This window comes from Streptomyces sp. NPDC045956 (genome assembly GCF_056430705.1).
In genome coordinates, this window is the sequence record NZ_JBWKKZ010000006.1 from 18,785 (window position 1) to 39,982 (window position 21,198).

21 protein-coding genes and 1 pseudogene are annotated in these 21,198 nt (G+C 71.8%); 9 read left to right on the plus strand and 13 right to left on the minus strand.

What is annotated here, in order from left to right; translation table 11 throughout:
• Window positions 1-170: 170 nt before the first annotated feature.
• The 3 genes from pta (at window position 171) to pyk (ending at window position 4,979) form a co-directional block, all read left to right on the plus strand.
• Window positions 171-2,264 (plus strand): phosphate acetyltransferase, encoded by a 2,094-nt coding sequence (gene pta, locus AC07FV_RS17055; protein WP_479088074.1) that lies wholly within the window; start codon window positions 171-173, stop codon window positions 2,262-2,264.
• A complete protein-coding gene (locus AC07FV_RS17060) occupies window positions 2,261-3,475 on the plus strand; it encodes an acetate kinase (protein WP_479088076.1) in 1,215 nt (404 codons plus the stop codon). Before pta ends, AC07FV_RS17060 begins: the two co-directional genes overlap by 4 nt.
• 73 nt (window positions 3,476-3,548) lie before the next feature.
• The gene (pyk, locus tag AC07FV_RS17065; RefSeq protein ID WP_356604680.1) at window positions 3,549-4,979 is read left to right on the plus strand and encodes a pyruvate kinase; all 1,431 of its coding nucleotides are present in this window, start codon (window positions 3,549-3,551) and stop codon (window positions 4,977-4,979) included.
• Window positions 4,980-5,085: 106 nt separating this feature from the next.
• On the opposite strand, the gene AC07FV_RS17070 is transcribed toward pyk, so the two are convergent.
• The 4 genes from AC07FV_RS17070 to AC07FV_RS17085 all read right to left on the minus strand — a co-directional run bounded on the left by AC07FV_RS17070 (window position 5,086) and on the right by AC07FV_RS17085 (window position 9,502).
• Complete coding sequence (locus AC07FV_RS17070) at window positions 5,086-6,492, minus strand: hypothetical protein (protein ID WP_479088078.1); 1,407 nt, start codon at window positions 6,490-6,492, stop codon at window positions 5,086-5,088.
• Window positions 6,482-7,120 (minus strand): DUF6114 domain-containing protein, encoded by a 639-nt coding sequence (locus AC07FV_RS17075; protein WP_479088080.1) that lies wholly within the window; start codon window positions 7,118-7,120, stop codon window positions 6,482-6,484. The genes AC07FV_RS17070 and AC07FV_RS17075 overlap by 11 nt, the downstream gene beginning before the upstream one ends.
• Window positions 7,121-7,239: 119 nt before the next feature.
• Window positions 7,240-7,872, minus strand: a complete 633-nt coding sequence (locus AC07FV_RS17080) for a DUF6230 family protein (RefSeq protein WP_479082555.1) — start codon at window positions 7,870-7,872, stop codon at window positions 7,240-7,242.
• A 655-nt stretch (window positions 7,873-8,527) separates the two neighbouring features.
• Complete coding sequence (locus AC07FV_RS17085; protein WP_479088082.1) at window positions 8,528-9,502, minus strand: tetratricopeptide repeat protein; 975 nt, start codon at window positions 9,500-9,502, stop codon at window positions 8,528-8,530.
• 235 nt (window positions 9,503-9,737) lie between these two features.
• Between AC07FV_RS17085 and AC07FV_RS17090 the strand changes: the two genes are divergently transcribed.
• Window positions 9,738-10,376: a TetR/AcrR family transcriptional regulator gene (locus AC07FV_RS17090; RefSeq protein WP_479088084.1), complete on the plus strand. Its 639-nt coding sequence runs from the start codon at window positions 9,738-9,740 to the stop codon at window positions 10,374-10,376.
• Here AC07FV_RS17090 and AC07FV_RS17095 read toward each other — a convergent pair.
• The 6 genes from AC07FV_RS17095 to AC07FV_RS17120 all read right to left on the minus strand — a co-directional run bounded on the left by AC07FV_RS17095 (window position 10,373) and on the right by AC07FV_RS17120 (window position 14,077).
• On the minus strand, window positions 10,373-10,597 hold the full coding sequence (locus AC07FV_RS17095; RefSeq protein ID WP_479088086.1) for a hypothetical protein: 225 nt from the start codon (window positions 10,595-10,597) through the stop codon (window positions 10,373-10,375). The two genes, AC07FV_RS17090 and AC07FV_RS17095, sit on opposite strands and share 4 nt — an antisense overlap.
• Window positions 10,598-10,657: 60 nt before the next feature.
• Window positions 10,658-12,358: an acyl-CoA mutase large subunit family protein gene (locus AC07FV_RS17100; protein ID WP_479088088.1), complete on the minus strand. Its 1,701-nt coding sequence runs from the start codon at window positions 12,356-12,358 to the stop codon at window positions 10,658-10,660.
• 92 nt (window positions 12,359-12,450) lie between these two features.
• On the minus strand, window positions 12,451-12,792 hold the full coding sequence (locus AC07FV_RS17105; RefSeq protein ID WP_361016645.1) for a DUF3817 domain-containing protein: 342 nt from the start codon (window positions 12,790-12,792) through the stop codon (window positions 12,451-12,453).
• Window positions 12,793-12,848: 56 nt separating this feature from the next.
• Window positions 12,849-13,358 carry a MarR family winged helix-turn-helix transcriptional regulator gene (locus AC07FV_RS17110; protein ID WP_356604664.1) on the minus strand — a complete coding sequence of 170 codons (510 nt, stop codon included), beginning with the start codon at window positions 13,356-13,358 and terminating at the stop codon, window positions 12,849-12,851.
• An 84-nt stretch (window positions 13,359-13,442) separates the two neighbouring features.
• Window positions 13,443-13,736 (minus strand): MTH1187 family thiamine-binding protein, encoded by a 294-nt coding sequence (locus AC07FV_RS17115; protein WP_053137231.1) that lies wholly within the window; start codon window positions 13,734-13,736, stop codon window positions 13,443-13,445.
• Window positions 13,733-14,077 carry a DUF3817 domain-containing protein gene (locus tag AC07FV_RS17120; protein WP_356604660.1) on the minus strand — a complete coding sequence of 115 codons (345 nt, stop codon included), beginning with the start codon at window positions 14,075-14,077 and terminating at the stop codon, window positions 13,733-13,735. The genes AC07FV_RS17115 and AC07FV_RS17120 overlap by 4 nt, the downstream gene beginning before the upstream one ends.
• A 197-nt stretch (window positions 14,078-14,274) precedes the next feature.
• On the opposite strand from AC07FV_RS17120, the gene AC07FV_RS17125 reads away from it, so the two are divergent.
• The 4 genes from AC07FV_RS17125 (at window position 14,275) to AC07FV_RS17140 (ending at window position 16,911) form a co-directional block, all read left to right on the plus strand.
• Window positions 14,275-14,907: an AIM24 family protein gene (locus AC07FV_RS17125; protein ID WP_053137225.1), complete on the plus strand. Its 633-nt coding sequence runs from the start codon at window positions 14,275-14,277 to the stop codon at window positions 14,905-14,907.
• A gap of 2 nt (window positions 14,908-14,909) precedes the next feature.
• Window positions 14,910-15,560: an AIM24 family protein gene (locus AC07FV_RS17130; protein ID WP_479088090.1), complete on the plus strand. Its 651-nt coding sequence runs from the start codon at window positions 14,910-14,912 to the stop codon at window positions 15,558-15,560.
• A complete protein-coding gene (locus AC07FV_RS17135; RefSeq protein WP_479088092.1) occupies window positions 15,557-16,333 on the plus strand; it encodes an AIM24 family protein in 777 nt (258 codons plus the stop codon). The genes AC07FV_RS17130 and AC07FV_RS17135 overlap by 4 nt, the downstream gene beginning before the upstream one ends.
• A gap of 101 nt (window positions 16,334-16,434) precedes the next feature.
• Window positions 16,435-16,911 carry a MarR family winged helix-turn-helix transcriptional regulator gene (locus AC07FV_RS17140; RefSeq protein ID WP_383646591.1) on the plus strand — a complete coding sequence of 159 codons (477 nt, stop codon included), beginning with the start codon at window positions 16,435-16,437 and terminating at the stop codon, window positions 16,909-16,911.
• Here the strand turns inward: AC07FV_RS17140 and AC07FV_RS17145 are convergent, their stop codons facing one another.
• Both AC07FV_RS17145 and AC07FV_RS17150 read right to left on the minus strand, forming a co-directional pair.
• The gene (locus AC07FV_RS17145) at window positions 16,912-18,360 is read right to left on the minus strand and encodes a sensor histidine kinase (RefSeq protein WP_479088094.1); all 1,449 of its coding nucleotides are present in this window, start codon (window positions 18,358-18,360) and stop codon (window positions 16,912-16,914) included.
• On the minus strand, window positions 18,357-19,025 hold the full coding sequence (locus AC07FV_RS17150) for a response regulator transcription factor (protein ID WP_479088096.1): 669 nt from the start codon (window positions 19,023-19,025) through the stop codon (window positions 18,357-18,359). The genes AC07FV_RS17145 and AC07FV_RS17150 overlap by 4 nt, the downstream gene beginning before the upstream one ends.
• A 132-nt stretch (window positions 19,026-19,157) precedes the next feature.
• On the opposite strand from AC07FV_RS17150, the pseudogene AC07FV_RS17155 reads away from it, so the two are divergent.
• Window positions 19,158-19,769 (plus strand): annotated as a pseudogene (locus AC07FV_RS17155) (PepSY domain-containing protein); the annotation flags it as partial.
• Here AC07FV_RS17155 and AC07FV_RS17160 read toward each other — a convergent pair.
• Entirely contained in the window at window positions 19,727-21,118 is a 1,392-nt protein-coding gene (locus tag AC07FV_RS17160; RefSeq protein WP_479088097.1) for an MFS transporter, read from the minus strand. The pseudogene AC07FV_RS17155 and the gene AC07FV_RS17160 sit on opposite strands and share 43 nt — an antisense overlap.
• Window positions 21,119-21,198: the final 80 nt, after the last annotated feature.

The following is a 21,198-nucleotide window of genomic DNA, read 5'->3' on the forward strand; positions in this document are numbered from 1 at the left end:
GGGCATGGACGAGCATGACCGAGCGCGGTCGGGCATGACTGGACACTGACGGGCGCCTTATCCATCGCCGGAGGTATTGTCAAGAGGGTCCGCTCACCCCGGTGGGCGATTTTTGTGCACGGGCCAGCCGCCATCCGAGCGAAGCCATCAGAACGAAGGGGAGAGCACGCGTGACGCGCAGCGTGTACGTGACCGGTATCGACCGCGGCGACGGCCGCCAGGTCGTCGAACTGGGGGTGATGGAGCTGCTGACCCGGCAGGTCGACCGGGTCGGCGTCTTCCGGCCCCTGGTCCACGACGGGCCGGACCGGCTCTTCGAGCTGCTGCGCTCCCGGTACCGGCTCACGCAGGACTCCTCGACCGTCTACGGCATGGACTACCAGGAGGCCTCCGCGCTCCAGGCCGAGCAGGGCACGGACGAGCTGGTGTCCTCCCTGGTCGACCGCTTCCTCCTGGTCGCCCGCGACTACGACGTGGTCCTCGTCCTCGGCACCGACTACGCCGACACCCAGTTCCCGGACGAGCTGTCCCTCAACGCCCGCCTCGCCAACGAGTTCGGCGCCTCGGTGATCCCGGTGGTGGGCGGACGCAAGCAGACCGCCGAGTCGGTGCTCGCCGAGACGGTCAACGCCTTCCGCGCCTACGACGGCCTGGGCTGCGACGTCCTGGCCATGGTGACCAACCGGGTGGCCCGCGAGGACCGGGACGAGATCGCCGAACGGCTCGGGGGCCGGCTGCCGGTGCCGTGCTGGGTGGTGCCGGACGAGCCCGCCCTGTCCGCGCCCACGGTCTCGCAGATCGCCCACGCCCTCGGGGCCCGGATCGTCCTCGGCGACGACTCGGGGCTCGCCCGCGACGCGCTGGACTTCGTCTTCGGCGGGGCCATGCTGCCCAACCTGCTGGCCGCGCTCACCCCGGGCTGCCTGGTCATCACCCCCGGCGACCGGGCCGACCTGGTGATCGGCACGCTCGCCGCGCACAGCGCCGGCACCCCGCCGATAGCGGGCGTCCTGCTCACCCTGAACGAGGTCCCGGGCGAGGGCATCCTCACCCTCGCCGCCCGCCTCGCGCCCGGCACGCCGGTCCTCTCGGTGACCGGCAACAGCTTCCCCACCGCCGAGCAGCTCTTCTCCCTGGAGGGCAAGCTCAACGCGGCCACCCCGCGCAAGGCGGAGACCGCCCTCGGCCTCTTCGAGCGGTACGTCGACACCGCCGAGCTGAGCCGGCGGGTCTCCGCCCCCAGCAGCGACCGCGTCACGCCGATGATGTTCGAGCACAAGCTGCTGGAGCAGGCCCGCTCCGACCTGCGCCGGGTCGTCCTGCCCGAGGGCACCGAGGAGCGGGTGCTGCACGCGGCCGAGGTGCTGCTGCGCCGGGGCGTGTGCGAGCTGACGCTGCTCGGCCCGGTCGAGCAGATCCGCAAGAAGGCCGCCGACCTGGGCATCGACCTCGACGGCGCCCAGCTGATCGACCCGGCCGTCTCCGAGCTGCGGGACTCCTTCGCCGAGAAGTACGCCGCCCTGCGCGCCCACAAGGGCGTGACCGTGGAGCTGGCGTACGACGTGGTCTCCGACGTGAACTACTTCGGCACCCTGATGGTGCAGGAGGGGCTCGCCGACGGCATGGTGTCGGGCTCGGTGCACTCGACGGCGGCCACGATCCGCCCGGCCTTCGAGATCATCAAGACCAAGCCGGACGCCTCGATCGTCTCCTCGGTCTTCTTCATGTGCCTGGCCGACAAGGTCCTCGTCTACGGCGACTGCGCGGTCAACCCGGACCCGAACGCCGAGCAGCTCGCCGACATCGCCACTCAGTCGGCGGCCACGGCGGCGCGGTTCGGGGTGGACCCGCGGATCGCGATGCTGTCGTACTCGACGGGCACGTCCGGTTCCGGCGCGGACGTCGACAAGGTGCGCGAGGCGACGGAGCTGGTCCGCGCGGGCCGGCCCGACCTGCGCGTCGAGGGGCCGATCCAGTACGACGCCGCCGTGGAGCCCTCGGTGGCCGCGACCAAGCTGCCGGGCTCGGAGGTCGCCGGGCAGGCCAGCGTGCTGATCTTCCCCGACCTGAACACCGGCAACAACACGTACAAGGCCGTGCAGCGCTCGGCCGGCGCCATCGCCGTCGGCCCGGTCCTCCAGGGCCTGCGCAAGCCGGTCAACGACCTGTCCCGGGGCGCGCTCGTCCAGGACATCGTGAACACCGTCGCCATCACGGCGATCCAGGCCCAGCAGTCCCCCACCGAGAAGGCGTCCGCCCAGTGAGCCCCAGCCGTGTCCTCGTCCTCAACTCCGGCTCCTCGTCGGTGAAGTACCAGCTCCTCGACATGCCCGGCGGCGAGCGGCTCGCCGTCGGCCTCGTCGAGCGGATCGGCGAGGAGACCTCGCTGCTCCGGCACACACCGGCGGGCGGCGAGACCCGTGAGCGCGACGGGGCCGTCCCCGACCACGAGGCCGCGCTGAAGGCGGTCGCGGCGGAGCTGGCCAGGGACGGCCTCGGCGTGGACTCGCCGGAGCTGGCCGCGATCGGGCACCGGGTGGTGCACGGCGGCAAGCACTTCACCGAGCCGACCGTGGTCGACGCCGCCGTGCTCGCCGAGATCGAGCGGCTCATCCCGGTGGCCCCGCTGCACAACCCGGCCAACCTCACCGGCATCCGCACCGCCCGGGCGCTGCGCCCGGACCTGCCCCAGGTCGCCGTCTTCGACACCGCCTTCCACACGACGATGCCGGAGTCCGCGGCCCGCTACGCCATCGACGTCGAGACCGCCGACCGGCACCGCATCCGCCGCTACGGCTTCCACGGCACCTCGCACGCCTACGTGTCCCGGGAGACCGCCCGGCTGCTGGGCAGGTCCCCGGAGGACGTGAACGTCATCGTGCTCCACCTGGGCAACGGGGCCTCCGCCTCGGCGGTGCGCGGCGGCCGGTGCGTGGACACCTCCATGGGGCTGACGCCCTTGGAGGGGCTCGTGATGGGTACGCGCTCGGGAGACATGGACCCGGCCGTCATCTTCCATTTGATGCGTGTCGGCGAAATGTCCGCCGACGAGATCGACACTCTCCTGAACAAGAGGAGCGGTCTGATCGGGCTGTGCGGCGACAACGACATGCGGGAGATCCGCCGTCGCATCGACGCCGGCGACGAGCGGGCCCGACTGGCCTTCGACATCTACATTCACCGGCTGAAGAAGTACATCGGCGCCTATTACGCCGTTCTCGGGCAGGTGGACGCGGTGGCTTTCACGGCCGGGGTCGGGGAGAACGCGGCGCCGGTGCGGGAGGCCGCCGTGGCGGGCCTGGAGGGGCTCGGGCTGGCGGTCGACGGCGAGCTGAACGCCGTACGCGGCGACGACGCGCGGCTGATCTCGCCCCCGGACGCACGGGTGGCGGTGGCCGTGGTGCCCACCGACGAGGAAATGGAGATCGCGACACAAACCTACGCGCTGGTAAATGGTTCGGGGAATCTCACCTGAGCGGCATCCCGCCCTTTTGTATTTTCCGCCAGACGGAATATTCCGCAGCGAAACAAACCGATAGGATCGCCCCATGCGCCGTTCGAAAATCGTCTGTACTCTCGGCCCCGCGGTCGACTCCCACGAGCAGCTCGTCTCGCTGATCGAAGCCGGCATGAACGTGGCCCGCTTCAACTTCAGCCACGGCACCCACGCGGAGCACCAGGGCCGTTACGACCGTGTCCGGGCCGCCGCCAAGGAGACCGGCCGGGCCATCGGTGTCCTCGCCGACCTCCAGGGCCCGAAGATCCGCCTGGAGACCTTCGCGGAGGGCCCCGTCGAGCTGGTGCGCGGTGACGAGTTCACCATCACCACCGAGGACGTGCCGGGCGACCGGACGATCTGCGGCACCACGTACAAGGGCCTGCCCGGTGACGTCACCAAGGGCGACCAGGTGCTCATCAACGACGGCAACGTCGAGCTGAAGGTCACCGAGGTCGTGGGCCCCCGGGTGAAGACGATCGTCATCGAGGGCGGCGTCATCTCGGACCACAAGGGCATCAACCTGCCCGGCGCGGCGGTCAACGTCCCCGCGCTGTCCGAGAAGGACGTCGAGGACCTGCGGTTCGCCCTGCGGATGGGCTGCGACCTGGTCGCCCTCTCCTTCGTCCGGGACGCCAAGGACGTGGCCGACGTCCACCGGGTGATGGACGAGGAGGGCCGCCGGGTCCCCGTCATCGCCAAGGTGGAGAAGCCGCAGGCGGTGGAGAACATGGAGGACGTCGTCGCGGCCTTCGACGCCGTCATGGTGGCCCGCGGCGACCTAGCCGTCGAGTACCCGCTCGAGAAGGTCCCGATGGTGCAGAAGCGCCTCATCGAGCTGTGCCGCCGCAACGCCAAGCCGGTGATCGTGGCGACCCAGATGATGGAGTCGATGATCACCAACTCGCGGCCGACCCGCGCCGAGGCCTCCGACGTGGCCAACGCGATCCTGGACGGCGCGGACGCGGTCATGCTGTCCGCCGAGTCCAGCGTGGGCGCGTACCCGATCGAGACCGTCAAGACCATGTCGAAGATCGTCTCCGCCGCCGAGCAGGAGCTGCTCTCCAAGGGCCTCCAGCCGCTCGTGCCGGGCAAGAAGCCGCGCACGCAGGGCGGTTCGGTGGCCCGTGCCGCCGCCGAGATCGCCGACTTCCTGGGCGGCAAGGGCCTGGTGGCCTTCACCCAGTCCGGCGACACCGCCCGCCGGCTGTCCCGCTACCGCGCAGCCCAGCCCATCCTCGCCTTCACCACCGACGAGTCGACCCGCAACCAGCTGGCGCTCAGCTGGGGCGTGGAGCCGCACGTGGTGCCGTTCGTGAACACCACCGACGAGATGGTCGACCTGGTGGACCAGGAGACGGCCCGGCTCGGCCGGTTCAACGACGGCGACGTCGTCGTGATCACCGCCGGCTCGCCCCCCGGCGTCCCCGGCACCACCAACATGGTCCGCGTCCTCCACCTGGGCGAGACCCGCCGCGACTGACGGTCCGGCCCCGTCGTGGGGCCCGTGAACGGCGCTGAGGGCGCCCCCTGCGTGCAGGGGGCGCCCTCAGGCCTTGTGCGGCTCCCGAACGGGCTCGTGGGCGCGCTCAGTCGGTCGTGTACTGGTGCAGCCCCGGGATGTGGAGCGTGCCCCCGAACTGACCGGCCTGGACGACCGTCACCTTCGTGAAGTAGATGAGCGGGATGTCCAGCGGCGGCGGGTTCTCCGGGTCGAAGGTGATCGGGATCAGCCCGAGCAGGTTGCCCGAGATGCTCTCGGTGTACATCACCGTGTCGCCGTCGCGGATCGTGGACGTGGAGCCCTTGGCCGCCTGCACGTGGTACGTCTTGCCGGCCTGCTCGTCCTTGACCGTCTGGTGCAGGTCGCCGATGTCGGTGCCGTTGGATATGACGTACTTCAGCACCTTCTTGGTGGTGCCGTTGGCCGTCCTGACCTCGACTATGCCCTCGTAGGAGGCGCCCTTCAGCAGCAGTGAGCTGGCGTTGAGGTACCACGGGTCGTCGGGCAGCGGCACCGGGTTGTCGACGCCGCCCTCCTCGTCCGTGGCGACCGGGCAGTCCTCCAGGTCCGTGCCGGTGCTCTCCGAGGCGCTCGGGGCGGGCGAGGCGGTGGCCTCGTCCTTGACCTCGTCCTCGGCCTCCTTCGCCTCCTCGACGGCCTCCTCGGTGGCCTGGTCGACCGGCTCCCCGGTGTCCTCGGCCGCCTCCGACGCCGCGTCGGCCGGGTCCTCCGCGGCGTCCTTCGCCGTGTCGGTGCCCTTGTCGGCCGTCTCCTGGGCGGAACCGGACGCGTCCTCCCCGGCACCCTCGGACGCCGAGGGGGTCGGTGTGGGAGCCGGGCTCTCCTCGTCCTTCTTGCCGCCGGTGAAGATGCCCTCGATGGCGTCGCCGAGCCCCTCCAGCACACCGGCGCGGGACTCGGACTCGGAAGGCGTCGGCTCCGCGGCGTCGCCGCCGGCCGCGTCCCCGCTCTGCGGGGCCTTGTCCTGCGACTCCTGCGGCTCCTGGGAGGCGGAGGGGCTCGGGGCGGGGTCGGCCTCGTCGTCGGAACCTGAATCCGGCGAAGAGGACCCACCCTGGTCCGTGCCCGCGTCCGTGCCACTGCCCTCGCCGGAGTCCTCGGACTCCGAGGGGGACGGCTCCTTCGTGTCGTCCTCGCCGGACGCCCCGTCGGTCGCCGAGGGCGACGGCGTGGGCGACTCGGACGCGCCCTTCTCGGCGTCCTCCAGGGCCGCCACGCAGTCCTTGTACTCGTCGGCCGTGAGGCTGTTGGAGGTCGGCTTCGCCGAGTCGTTGCCGTCGGCGAGGGCCAGCGTCGGCGTGAACCCCATCCCCATGAGGACGGCCGTGGGCATCGCCGCGAGGGCGATCGCCTTGCCGGCCGGCACGTGGAACCTCGTGAACAACGGCTTCTTGGGTGCCGCGTGGCGCGGCCCGGTTCTCACACGGGACGACTCCACGTCAGTCCCGCGGGTCACCTCGTCAGCCGGCACTGTGCCTCCCGTTCGCCCCGTTGGCCGGGCTCGTTCCTGACAGATCGTTCGCCCCCAGCGGCGCGAAGGCCTGGGTGGGGCTCCCGCCGTCCCCTCCGTCCCGCGGCTGCGGCATCGCGGCGTCGGACGCCGGCGTGCCGGGCGCGTGGGTGCCGGGGACCGCGGTCCCGGGGACCACGCCCTCGGGCGCGGCGCCCGTTCCCCTGCCGTCCAGCGGCGGCTCGGCCTGCGGCGGCTCGCCGGGCACCCACGAGACGGCCATGGCCCCGCCGATCAGCGCGAGCAGGAAGCCGATGAGGAAGCCGCCGAGGTTGGAGACGGGGATGGACACCAGCGCCAGCAGGATCGCCGCGACGCCCGCGAAGACCCGTACGTGCTTCTGGAACCACAGGCTGACGCCCAGGACGACCAGCAGCACGCCGATGATCAGGGACCCGGCGCCCGCGGTGGTGGCCATCGCCAGCGTCAGGTGACCGATCTGGAGGTTCGCGTACGGGAAGTAGGCGATGGGGATTCCGCCGAGCGCGACGAACAGGCCGGCCCAGAAGGGCCGCGCGCCTCGCCAGGCGCGGAACTGCGACCGTCGGCGGGTGAACTGGCCTTCGGCGGCAGGGGTCTCGGCGCTCATGGAAAACAGCTCCCTGGTACGGCTTTGCTGTGGTGGAGATGTGGGCCGCGGGTGAAGGCGCGGCCGGAGAGGGGACGGGCGGGGGCGCCGGTGTGGCTCCCCCGCCCGTCAAGGGGTGCTCAGTAGCACTCCTTGACACCCTTGGACAGCGACATCTTCAGTCCGCTGAGCTTGAAGGTTCCGGCGGTGGTCGCCCACGCCGTCTGCTTCACGTTCTTCAGCGTGGCCGAGTCGGCCTGCTGCGCGAATCCGTACGGGTTCGCGGTGTCGCCCTTCTTGATGCCGGGACCCTTGACGGCGTCCTTGGCTGCCACACCGATGTCGATGCCGCGGAAGGTGGCATCGGCCTCGAGGTCCTCGACGTCGATGTACAGGTTCTCGGCCTCGACCGGGGTCTTGCCGCCGCCCGCCTTGAGCATGAGGCTGACCGAGCCGATCAGCGGAATGTCCGGGGTGACCACGGACTGACACATGTTCTTGATGGACGCGGACTTGAACGCCGAGACGGCGACGGGGTGAGCCGTCTTCTCGCCCTTCAGCGTGTAACCCGAGTCGATGGCGCCGTACTGGGAGAAGCCCGTACCGTCGAGCTGCTCCGCCGTCACCTTGAACGACTGGCCGGAGACACTGAACGACGCCGCCAGGGCACCCTGCCCCAGCGCGACGCCTATCGCAGCCGTGGCGGCCACGCTGGGCACCATGACCACAGCGAACCGCTTCCATCTGGTCCCGCCACGCACCTGGGACTCCATATTTCCTCCTTCTCGGACGTACATCTCCTGGCCTCGGCCCGTCTCCGGTGCGGAGACTCGCCTGGCAGGGATGGGAGAAGTGCTACGTCCTCGGGAAGGAGAGCGCCCGCGCTCGGCGGCACGTACGAACGCGCCCGAATCACCGGCGATCACCCCCGAGCGACAACCACTGGTCGCGCCTGACACGCATCACGCACAACCCTGCTGGGCAGGCTTCGCCGGGTGGACGAAGACCCCCCTGCCCAAGAGCCGGCACCACTGCTGCCGGCTCTGCTCGGTGGGGACCCAGGAACCCCCGCGACCCGACTGGCTTTCGGGGTACGGGCAACGGACCGAGCGTCGCCGATCGTGGTGCATTCTCGCCGTCGGCACAAGGGGGTTCGTTACTCGCTAGTAACGGGCGGATAACCGTGGGGCGACGCACCGGCCCCGAACGGCGACGCTGGGTGCGTCATAGGGGCGGTACAAAACTATTGATCGCTGGACAGATTCCGACAGATCGACGCCGTTGACTTACTTGCAGTAACAGCGGCCGCGATTGCCAAGTTTTGGCAAAGCGCGGCCGCATGGGCGTCCCGTCGACAGCTCTTGCCCCACGGGTATCACGCGGGCGAACGCCGGGCGACCGGCCTGGAACCGACGCCCGGACCGCCCGTCAGAACAGGGCGCGGGCCAGTGCCCGGCGCGCCGCGGCGACCCGCGGGTCATCGGCGCCGACCACCTCGAACAGCTCCAGCAGCCGCACCCGTACGGCGTCCCGCTCCTCGCCCGCCGTGACGCGCACCGTGTCGATGAGGCGCCCGAAGGCGTCCTCCACGTGCCCCCCGACCAGGTCGAGGTCGGCGGCGGCGATCTGCGCGCGGGCGTCGCCGGGCTTGTCGGCGGCCTCCTGGCGGACCTTCTGCGGGTCGGCGCCCTGCACGCGCTGGAGCAACTCGGCCTGGGCGAGACCCAGTTTCGCCTCCGTGTTGCCCGGGTCCTCACCGAGCACGTTCTTGTACGCCTGGACGGCTCCGGCGAGATCGCCCGCGTCCAGGGCCAGGACGGCGGCCTCCAGGGCCGCGTCGTGCGGACCGGCCGGCCGCTCGGCGACGTCGGGACGGGCTCCCGGCTCCGCCTCCGGGTCGACGGCGATGCCGGTCAGGCCGAAGCGCTCCTCGGCGACCTGCACCAGCTGGTCCAGGGTCTGGCGGATCTGCGCCTCGCCGGCGGCGCCCTGGAAGAGCGGCAGCGCCTGTCCGGCCACGACCGCGAAGACGGCCGGGATGCCCTGGACGCCGAACTGCTGCATCAGCATCTGGTTGGCGTCGACGTCGATCTTGGCGAGGAGGAAGCGCCCGTTGTACTCGACGGCGAGCCGCTCCAGGACCGGGCTCAACTGCTTGCAGGGCTCGCACCACTCGGCCCAGAAGTCGATGACGACCGGGACCTCGGTGGACCGCTGCAGTACTTCACTCTCGAAGCCGGCCTCGTCGACGTCGATGACGAGATCGGCCGGGGAGACGGCTCCCGTCCCGCCGTGGCGGGCCGCCTCGGCGCGCGCCTGCTCCGCCTTCGCCTTGGCCTCCTGGGCCGCCTTCACCGCGGCGAGGTCGACGACCCCGCTCATGGACATGTTCCGTGGCTGCATGGGTCTATCCTCCCCCGTACTCGCGCGTGTGTGAAAAGCGGCGTGAAAGCCCGCCCTGATGTGTCCTGTTGGCGCCGGGTCCCCACCCCACGCCCGTGGTCGTCGCTGGGGCACGGGCGGACCCGTGCTTTCGCTACGCCTCGTAGCGTAATGCCATGACGGACCGTCGGAACACCCCGCCCGGGTGATCTGCCTCACGGCCGACCGCGCGTTACCCGCCGGTTAAGGTCGGTGCATGCCAAGCAGCACCCCCGCCGGCCGTGCCGGGCGCCCGCGCAGCGCCGCGGCGGACACCGCGATCCTGGCCGCGACGCGGGCGGCCCTGGTCGATCTGGGGTGGTCGAAGCTCACCCTGGGAGACGTGGCGGCACGGGCCGGGGTTGCCAAGACGACGCTGTACCGCCGCTGGGCCGGCAAGAACGAACTGGTGGTCGACGCGGTCGCCGAACTCTTCGACGAGCTCCGGCTCCCCGACCGCGGCTCCCTGGCCGCCGACATCGAGGGCGTCGTGCTCCAGTTCGCGGCGATCCTGGCCCGCCCGGAGGCCAAGAGCGGGCTGATGGCGGTGGTCGCCGAGTCCACCCGCGACGACGCGCTGCGCGAGCGCATCCGCACGTCGATCGTCGAGCGCCAGAAGCGCCTCGTGCTGGAGGGCCGGGCGCGCGCCCAGACCCGCGGCGAGCTGCCGCCCGAGCCCGACGCCGCCGAGGCGGCCCGCACCGTGGACCTGATCTTCGACGTGGTCGCGGGCGCGGTGGTGCACCGCACCCTGGTGAGCGCGGAACCGGCGGACGACGACTGGGTGCGGGGCTTCACGCAGGTGCTGCTGTGGGGCCTCGCCTCCACCCCCGCCCAGCACGGAGCCGGGGCCTAGGCCGAGGGCCGGGCGGAGACCGAGGGCCGGGCGGAGACCGAGGGCCGGGCGGAGACCGAGGGCCGGGCGGAGGCCACGGACCGGGCGGAGACCACGGACCGGGCGGAGACCACGGACCGGGCGGAGACCAAGGGCCGGGCGGAGGCCGAGGGCCGGGCGGAGGCCACGGACCGGGCGGAGGCCACGGACCGGGCGGAGGCCACGGACCGGGCGGAGGCCACGGGCGGAGGTGACGGGCCGAGGGACGCGGCCTCGCACGCCTCCGCATCCGGCTTCGGCGCCTAGAACCCGGGCGGCTCCGTGTACACCCCCCACTCGTCCCGCAGCACTCCGCAGATCTCGCCGAGCGTCGCCTCGGCGCGCACCGCGTCCAGCATCGGTCCGATCATGTTGCCGCCGGAACGGGCCGCCGCCAGCATGCCGTCGAGGGCGGTGCGCACGCCGGCGTCGTCGCGGGCCGCCTTGCGTGCGCCCAGGGCCCGGACCTGCTCGCGCTCCACCTCGTGGCTGACCCGCAGGATCTCCAGGTCGCCGGTGACGGAGCCGGTGTGGACGTTGACGCCGACGACCTTCTTGTCGTCCTTCTCCAGGGACTGCTGGTAGCGGAAGGCGGACTCGGCGATCTCGCCGGTGAACCAGCCGTCCTCGATGCCGCGCAGGATGCCCGAGGTGATCGGCCCGATCGGGTGCCGCCCGTCGGGGTGGGCGCGCAGCCCCCGCTCCTTGATCTGCTCGAAGATCTTCTCCGCGTCGGCCTCGATCCGGTCCGTCAGCTGCTCGACGAACCAGGAACCGCCGAGCGGGTCGGCGACGTTGGCGACGCCGGTCTCCTCCATCAGCACCTGCTGGGTGCGCAGGGCGATCTCCGCCGCCTGCTCACTGGGCAGGGCGAGGGTCTCGTCGAGGGCGTTGGTGTGCAGGGAGTTGGTCCCGCCGAGCACCGCCGCCAGCGCCTCGACGGCCGTACGCACCACGTTGTTGTACGGCTGCTGGGCGGTGAGCGAGACGCCCGCGGTCTGCGTGTGGAAGCGCAGCCACTGCGCCTTGTCGGTCTTCGCGCCGTACACGTCGCGCATCCAGCGGGCCCAGATGCGCCGGGCCGCGCGGAACTTGGCGATCTCCTCGAAGAAGTCGAGGTGCGCGTCGAAGAAGAAGGAGAGCCCGGGGGCGAAGACGTCGACGTCGAGGCCGCGCGAGAGCCCCAGCTCCACGTACCCGAAGCCGTCCGCGAGCGTGTACGCCAGCTCCTGCGCGGCCGTCGAGCCCGCCTCGCGGATGTGGTACCCGGAGACCGAGAGCGGCTTGTAGGCGGGGATGCCGGCCGCGCAGTACTCCATCAGGTCGCCGATCAGGCGCAGGTGCGGCTCGGGCTGGAAGAGCCACTCCTTCTGGGCGATGTACTCCTTGAAGATGTCCGTCTGGAGCGTGCCGTTGAGGACGGAGGCGTCCACGCCCTGCCGCTCGGCGGCGACCAGGTACATGCAGAACACGGGCACGGCCGGCCCGCTGATCGTCATGGAGGTCGTCACGTCACCGAGCGGGATGTCCTGGAACAGCACCTCCATGTCGGCGGCCGAGTCGATGGCCACGCCGCAGTGCCCGACCTCGCCGAGCGAGCGCGGGTCGTCGGAGTCGCGGCCCATGAGCGTCGGCATGTCGAAGGCGACCGAGAGGCCGCCGCCGCCGTTGCGGAGGATCATCTTGTAGCGCTCGTTGGTCTGCTCGGCGTTGCCGAACCCGGCGAACTGCCGGATGGTCCACGTGCGCCCCCGGTAGCCCGTGGGGTGCAGGCCGCGGGTGAAGGGGTACTCCCCCGGCCAGCCGATCCGCTCGAAGCCCTCGTACGCGTCCCCGGGCCGGGGCCCGTACACGGGCTCCACGGGATCACCGGAGAGCGTGGTGAAGTCCGCGTCGCGCTTGCGCGCCGCGTCGTACCGGGCCTGCCAGCGAAGGCGGCCCTCCTCTATGGCGTCAGCGTCCATACCCACGAATTTACTAGGACGTCCAAGTAAATGTCGATGGGGTACCGCCGTACGGGTGTCCGTACGGCGGTGGGAGGGGCTGACCGAGCCGGCTAGGCCTTCGCGGGCGCGGGTGCCTCGGCCGCGGCGACCTTGGTGTCCAGCTCCTGGCTGATCCGGCGCTCCACGAAGAAGGCGGCGGTCGGGATCGTCCCGGCCAGCAGCACCCACAGCTGCTTGCTGACCTTCCACTTCGCCTTGGCGCCCAGGTCGAAGGCGAAGACCAGGTAGACGACGTACAGCCAGCCGTGCGCGATGCTGACGATGCGGGTGAAGTCGGCGGCACCGTCCATGTCCAGCAGGTACTTGGCGATCATGCCGAGGCAGAGCAGGATCAGCAGCACACCGGTGACGTACGCCATGACCCGGTAGCGGGTCAGCACGCTCTTTTTCATGCGTACGAGCGTAACCGTCCGTTTCGCGCGATCTTCGGGCGGGCCCGGCGACGCGCTCAGGCCTCTTCGAAGTCCCCGGCGGCGATCCGCAGCGGCCTGAGCATCGCGAAGATCTCGCCGCACTCCTCGGCGTCGTACGCGCCCAGGCCGAAGTCCATCGCCATGAGGTCGCGGGTGGCCGCCTCGACCACCTCGCGGCCCTTGTCGGTGATGGTGGCGAGGGTGCCCCGGCCGTCGTTGGGGTTGGGGCGCCGGGCGACCAGCCCGGACCGAACCAGCCGGTCGACGGTGTTGGTCACCGAGGTGGGGTGCACCATGAGCCGCTCGCCGATCTTGGACATCGGCAGCTCGCCCGACTTGGAGAAGGTGAGCAGCACCAGCGCCTCGTAGCGCGCGAAGGTCAGCTCGTACGGCTTGACCACGGCGTCGACCTCGGCCAGCAGGATCTGGTGCGCCCGCATGATCGACGTGATGGCGGACATCGAAGGCACGCCGCCCCAGCGCTGCTTCCAGTGTTCGTCGGCACGGGCGATGGGGTCGAACGAGAGACTCAGGGGCTTCGGCACGGCATCAGACCTTACCGGCCGGTCACATGCCGGTCAGCCGCGTCTCGCCTTTCGATACCACCGCCCGCGGTCCGCGGCCCGCGGCTAGCCGGCGAGGTGCCGCTCGACGGTGTCCACCTTCGACGTGAGGCCGTCCGTCACGCCGGGGCGGATGTCCGCCTTGAGGACCAGGGACACGCGCGGGGCCCGTGCCTCGACGGCGGCGACGGCCCGCCGGACGACGTCCATGACCTCGTCCCACTCGCCCTCGACGGACGTGAACATCGCGTCGGTGCGGTTCGGCAGGCCCGACTCGCGGACCACCCGGACGGCGTCGGCGACGTACTCCCCCACGTCCTCGCCGACGCCGAGCGGCGTCACGGAGAAGGCGACGATCATGCGCCCACGACCCCTTCCCGGCGGGCGCGGGAGGCGATGACCGCGCTCTCGGCCTCGCGCTTGAGCCTGCGCTCGGCGAAGAAGCCGCCGGTCGGCAGGACCGACATCACGAAGTAGAAGGCGGCGGTGCCGAGGGACCACTTGGCGCGGTTCCAGGCGTCCGCCCAGAAGAGCACGTACAGCACGAAGAGGAAGCCGTGGACCGCGCCCATCACGGGCACCGCGTTGAAGTCGGTGGTCCGCTTCAGCACGGAGCAGACCAGCAGGAGCAGGAACGAGATCGCCTCGGGGCCGGAGACCAGGCGGAGGCGGCGGAGGGCGGAGGCGGTCTTGAGGTCCACGGGTCACCTTCGGTGGGAGAGACATCGGGCGTCGGCGGGCTGGGCTGAGCCGCGCGCCTTGTGAACGGGCGCACAAGCGCGTGTCCATTGTGGCAAACCCCCGGCGCGCCCGGGTGAGGGGGTCGAAGGCGGGGACATCTCCTCCCGCGGGACCTGTCGGCGGGCCCGCCCGGCGGGCTACCTTCCCATTTGTGGCGATGTTCCGACTTCAAGGCAGCAAGGTCCTCGCCGTCGACATGACCGGAGACGCCGTCAAGGCGAAGAACGGCTCGATGGTCGCGTACGACGGGGAGATGGCCTTCAAGAAACTCAGCGGCGGCGGTGAGGGAATCCGGGGGATGGTGACCCGGCGGATCACCGGCGAGCAGATGACGGTGATGGAGGTGAAGGGGCACGGGACCTGCTGGTTCGCGGACCGGGCGTCGGAGATCACCCTGGTGGGTCTCCAGGGCGACACCCTGTACGTCGAGTCGAGCAACTTCCTGGCGGCCGACGCCGGGCTGCGCACCGGCACCAGCTTCACCGGGGCGCGCGGCGCCTCGCAGGGCAACGGGCTGTTCACCACGACCGTCGAGGGGCACGGGCAGGCGGCGATCATGTCGGACGGCACGCCGGTGGTGCTGCGGGTCAGCGCGCAGTACCCGCTGACCGTCGACCCGGGCGCCTACGTCGCGCACCAGGGGAACCTGCGGCAGTCCTTCCAGTCGGGTGTGACGTTCCGCACGCTGTTCGGCGAGGGCGGCGGGGAGGCCTTCCAGATCCGCTTCGAGGGCGACGGGCTGGTCTACGTGCAGCCGAGCGAGCGGAACACGATCGCGGGGGATGTCTGACCATGGCCTTCCAGGAGATCAACTCCAAGATGGTGCGGGCGACCGTCGCACCCGGACAGCGGCTGTTCAGTCAGCGCGGCGCGATGCTCGCGTACCAGGGCGACGTGACCTTCACCCCGAACCTGCGGGGCGGCCAGGGCGGCGTCATGTCGATGATCGGCCGCCGGGTGGCGAACGAGGACACCCCGCTGATGACGGTCGAGGGCAGCGGCACGGTGCTCTTCGGGCACGGCGGCCACCACGTCCAGGTGATCGGCCTGGCCGGGGACACGCTGTACGTCGAGGCGGACCGCCTCCTCGCCTTCGAGGGCACCCTGGAGCAGGGCACGGTGTTCCTGGGCGCTCAGGGCGGGGTCATGGGCATGGTGCGCGGCCAGGTGAGCGGGCAGGGGCTGTTCACGACCACGCTCAAGGGCCACGGCTCGGTGGCGGTGATGGCCCACGGAGGCGTCTTCGAGATCCCCGTCACCCCGCAGCGGCCGGTGCGCGTCGACCCGCAGGCGTACGTCGCCCACCACGGTGACGTACGCAACAAGCTGTCCACCGCGATGGGCTGGCGGGACATGGTGGGGCGCGGCTCCGGCGAGGCGTTCCAGCTGGAGCTGAGCGGCAGCGGCACGGTGTTCGTCCAGGCGTCCGAGGAGAAGCTGTGAGCACGGTTCACCACGACCCGGCGACACTGCCGGCCGATGACAACGTCAACGCCTACACCTTCTGCGTGGAGCTCAAGGGCGGTCAGTGGTTCCTCCAGAAGGGGAAGATGATCGCCTACTACGGGACGATCGACTTCAACGGGGTCGGGCACGGCCGGCTGGACCGGCTGGTGCGCACTTCCTTCCATTCGCCTCTGCACGCGAGTGACTGGGTCGTGGCCGAGGGCTCGGGCAAGATGCTCCTCGCCGACCGGGCCTTCGACGTGAATTCCTTCGACCTCGAAGAGGGCAACCTGACCATTCGCTCGGGCAACTTGCTCGCTTTTCAGCCAAGTCTGGCCCTCAAGCAGTCGATCGTGCCGGGTTTCCTGACGCTGATCGGAACCGGAAAGTTCGTGGCCGCGTCGAACGGTCCGGTGGTGTTCATGGAACCGCCGATCCGGGTCGACCCCCAGGCCCTGGCCGGCTGGGCCGACTGCCCGTCGCCGTGCCATCACTACGATCACGGGTACATGACCGGCCTGATGGGCGGTCTACGTGCGATGACGGGTCTCGGCGGCGCGTCCGGCGAGGAGCACCAGTTCGAGTTCGTGGGGGCGGGGACGGTGCTGTTGCAGTCGAGCGAGGCGCTGATGGCGGAGCAGGCCACGGGTGCCACTCCGCAGCAGGCGGGGGTGCCCGGCGGCGGGGCGTCCGGGGCGCCGGGCGGCCGGTCCGGGGTACCGGGGCTTCCCGGACAGCTGGGGGACCTCCAGCGCCGCTTCGGGCTGTGAGCGGTAATCTGCGGAGTGTGACATCGAACGCGTGCGCACCGTCACCGTCACGGAGACCCCTTCACTAGTTCGCCTTTCAACATTTTAGGTAGACTTCATTCATGGAGACCGAGACGGCCACCCGCTGGCTGACCGATACGGAGCAGTGTGCCTGGCGCACCCACCTGGAGGTCAACAGGCTGTTGACGCACCAGCTCGAGAAGGACCTGCAGCCGTTCGGCCTGACGATGAACGACTACGAGATCCTGGTGAACCTCTCCGAGTCGGAGGGAGACAGAATGCGGATGAGCGACCTGGCCACGGCCACGATGCAGTCCAAGAGCCGCCTCTCCCACCAGATCACCCGCATGGAGAACGCGGACCTGGTCCGGCGGGAGAACTGCGAGTCCGACCGCCGGGGGCTCTACGCCGTCCTCACCCCGCACGGCCTGGAGACGATGCGCAGGGTCGCGCCGCACCACGTGGCATCGGTGCGCCGGCACTTCATCGACCTGCTGGCACCCGAGGCGCTGACGGAGCTGGACAAGGCGCTCCGGCCCATCGCGGAGCACCTGCGCGGGCAGCGGGGACGCACCTGATCACACCCCCTGGGGGGCACCCGGCAGGCGGAGCTCGAAGAGGGCGCCGCCTGCCGGTGCGTCGTGGACCGTGAGCGTGCCACCGTGCCGCACGGCGACGTCGCGGGCGATGGCCAGCCCCAGTCCGGCCCCGCCGTCGTCGCGGCTGCGGGCGGCGTCGAGCCGTACGAACCTCTCGAAGATCCGCTCCCGGTCGGCCGCCGGCACGCCCTCCCCGTCGTCGGCCACCGCGAGCACGGCCAGCTCACCGTCCCGCCGCACGGAGACTTCCACCGCGGAGCGGGCGTGCCGCTGGGCGTTGTCGAGCAGGTTGGCCAGCACCCGCCCCAGCTGCCCTCGCGACCCGGCCACCATCACGTCGCCCCCGCCCTGGGCCCGCACGCTGACGCCGGCCCGCCCCCCGGCCTCCTCCCGCGCGAGCGCCGCGAGGTCGACACGGGCGTCGGCGGGCCGCTCCCCCGCGTCCAGCCGGGCCAGCAGGAGCAGGTCGGCGGCGAGCCGCTGCAAGCGCACCGTGTCCTCCACGGCGCCGTCGAGGTCGAGCAGCTCCGGGTGGGCGGCCGCCACCTCGAGCTGGGTGCGCAGCGAGGCGATGGGGCTGCGCAGCTCGTGCGAGGCGTCGGCGACGAAGCGCCGCTGCCGGTCCACCGAGGCCTCCAGGGCGGACAGCGTCTCGTTGGTGGTCGAGGCGAGCCGGGCGACCTCGTCGTGCGTGCCCGGCACCGGCACGCGGCGCGCCAGGTCCTCGCTCGCCGTGATCGCGGCCATCTCCCGGCGGATGCCCTCCACCGGGCGCAGGGCGCGTCCGGTGACCATCCAGGTCACCCACCCGACGACCGCGAGCAGCAGCGGGAAGCCGATCAGCATGACGGTCAGGGCGGTGTTCACGGCGCCGTGTTCGGCCGACAGCGGGGCGCCCGCCCAGACGGTGAGGCGGCCCTGCTCCGGGGTCTCGACGGGCACGGCGGCGAAGCGGTAGTCCTTTGGGTCGCCGTCGATCGTCGCCGAGCCGTCGCTGACGGTGGTCCGCGCCCCGATCTCCCCGGGTTCCAGCGACTCGCCGGAGTCGTCGTCCGCGTCGTCACCGCCGTCGTCACCGTCGTCGCCGTCCGCGTCACCGGTGGCGGTCGGCTGCGGCTGCACGGCACCGACGCTGGTGCCGCTGATCCGCTCCAGGTCCTCGCTCGCGGCGACCAGCGTGCCGTCCTCGTCCACGATCTGCACCGGGCGGTCGTCGACGTCCAGCGACAGCTCACCGTACGGCGTCCCGACGGCCAGCTCGGTGGCGACCTCCCGCGCGGAGCGTTCCGCCTGGGTGCCGGCCTCGCCGAGCAGATTGGAGCGCAGGGACAGCAGGACGGCGGTGCCGGCCGCGACGAGGGCGACGGCGACCACGAGGGTGGCGCCGAGCGTGGCCCGGGCCCGCACCGAGCCGAGGAGCCGGCTCACCGCTCGCCCTCCAGCCGGTAGCCGGCGCCGCGCACGGTCCGGATGAGGGCGGCGCCGAGCTTGCGCCGCAGGGCGCTGACGTACACCTCGACGATGTTGGGGTCGCCGTCGTAGGCGAAGTCCCAGACGTGTTCCAGGATCTCCGCCTTGGACACGACCTGTCCGGCCCGCACCACCAGCTGCTCCAGGACCGCGAACTCCTTCGCGGTCAGGGTGATCTCCCGCTCGCCCAGGAAGACCCGCCGGGCCGCCGTGTCGACCTTCAGCTCCCCGTGGACGTGGACGGGCGACGCCCCGACGCCCTGGACCCGCCGCCGCAGCAGGGCCTTCACCCGGGCGACGAGGACGACGTAGGAGAAGGGCTTGGTGAGGTAGTCGTCCGCACCGGTGTCCAGTCCCTCCGCCTCGTCGTACTCGCCGTCCTTGGCGGTGAGCATCAGGATCGGCACGTCGTGGCCGGCGGCCCGCAGGGCGGCGCAGACGCGGTAGCCGTTGAGGCCGGGGAGCATGATGTCGAGGATGACGAGGTCGTACCCGCCCTCGCCGGCCCGGTGCAGGCCCTCCAGTCCGTCGTGGACGACGTCCACGGCGTACCCCTCGGCGGTGAGGCCCTTGGCGAGCGACACGGCGAGGCGCTTCTCGTCCTCCACGATCAACAGGCGCATGTCCCAAGAGTCGCAAAGGGAAGCTGAAGATCCCTTCAGGCGGCTTCAGCTCGGCCTCAGCGTCCGTCCCGGACAGTGAAGGCGTCGACAGCACAGCGACTCGACGACCGTGTACGACTCGGGAGGAACCGCATGAAGCGCAACATCGTGATCGCCGCCGTCACCGCCGCCGCACTGATCGGGGGCGGTACGGCGACGGCCCTGGCCACCTCGGGCGAGGACGACCCGGGGACGACGTCGCGTCAGGCGGACGTGAAGGGCGCCTCGTCCGACGACGGCGACGACGACGCCGAGGGCGACCGGGACGACGACGGCGACGACGACCGCGGAGACGACGGCGACGACGCCGCCCGCGCCGCCTCCGCGAAGGTGACGGCGGCCGACGCCGTCGCCGCCGCGCTGAAGAAGGCGCCGGGCAACGCCGTCTCCGCCGAACTCGACGACGCCGACGGAGACGACGGGCGCGCCGCCTGGGAGGTGGACGTCCTCGCCGGCGACGGCACCTGGCACAGCGTCCGGATCGACCCGGCCTCCGGCAAGGTCCTCGGGTCCGAGAAGGAGAACACCGACGACGACGATGCCGACGACACCGACGAGGTGCGGGCCGCCCTGAAGGGCACGTCCGTGGACGCCGCCGAGGCGGCGCGGGCGGCGGCCGGCCACGGCACCGTGACCGGCGTGGAGCTGGACGAGGACGGCCACTACGGCGACGGCGAGGTCGCCTGGGAGGTCGAGACCCGCTCCTCGGGCGACGACGAGCGGGACTGGCGCGTCGACCCGAGGACCGGCAAGGTCACGGCCGACCGCTCGGACGACTCGCGCTCGGACGACGGTTCCGACGACACCGCTTCCGACGACGACTGAGCGGCCGCGCCGGCCGCCCCGGCCGAGCGGACGCGGCGGCGACCCGGCACCAGCGCCGCCGCCACGGCGACCGCGCCGGACACCGCGAAGCACACCGGCAGCGGCAGGCGTTCCATCAGCAGGCCCACCGTGGCCGCCCCGGCGGAGCCGCCGGCGTTGACGGCGGTGTTGCACCAGGCACCGGCCCTGGTCCGGAAGCCGGGTGCCGCGCCCTCGTCGGCGATCAGGTACGCCGTCGTCAGCGCCGGAGCCACGAACAGCCCCGCGCAGGCGACGGCCACGGCCAGCGTGCCGACGCCGGGAGCCAGTCCCGCCGCGGCCAGGGACAGGCCGAGGCCCGCGGTGAGGAACGGAAGCCGGGCCCGGCTGGAGCCCCGGCTGACGGCGCCGTTCAGCAGGCCGCCGACCGCGCTGCCCGCCGACAGCGCCGCGAGCAGCCAGGCGACGGTGCCGCCGCCGAGGCCGCGCTGTCCCGCGAAGGCGACGACGAGGAGGTCGACGGCGCTGACCGAGACGCCGACGGCGGCCGCGACGACGACGGGCTGCATCAGGGACCGCCGCCGGCCCGTGTCGTGCCGCCCGGTCGCCGGGGCGCCGGCCTTGTCCCGCCCCGCCGGACGCAGCGCCCCCGCCGCCGGGGACGTGACGAACGCGAGGGTGCCCACGGCCACCAGCAGCGCGCTGAGCAGGATGCCGGCGGCCGGCGGGGCGACGCCGACCACCAGGCCGACCAGGAGCGGACCGGAGACGAAGAGCAGCTCCTCGGCGACGGAGTCCAGGCTGTAGGCGCGTCGCACCATGGCCCGGTCGGGGAGCACCTCCGCCCACACCGCGCGCATCGTCGGGCCGAGCGGGGGCGTGACGGCGCCGGCCGCCGCGGCGGTCACCGCGAGGACGGCCGCCGGTGTGCCCGGCCGCCAGCACGCCGCCGCCAGCGCGCAGAGCAGGGCCGCGTACAGCAGCGCCATCGGGAGCAGGGCCCGGCGCGGGCCGTGCCGGTCGACGAGGGCCGCACGGCAGGGGGACAGGAAGACGCCCGTGGCGCCGAAGAGGGCCATGACCGTGCCGGCCACGGCGTACGACCCGGTGGACCGGGTCAGGGAGAGCATCAGCGCGAGGGAGACCGTGCCGTACGACAGCCGGCCGACGAGGGCGGCCACGAAGGTGCGGCAGGCATGGGGGACGCGGAGGACGGCGGCGTACGAGGGCCGCACGGGGTGCGTGGACATGCGAGAGGTTCCTCAGGGAGAGGCGAGAAGGGGACGCCGAGGCACGCGACGGCCGGTCAGCGGCGGTCGCGTGCGGGGCG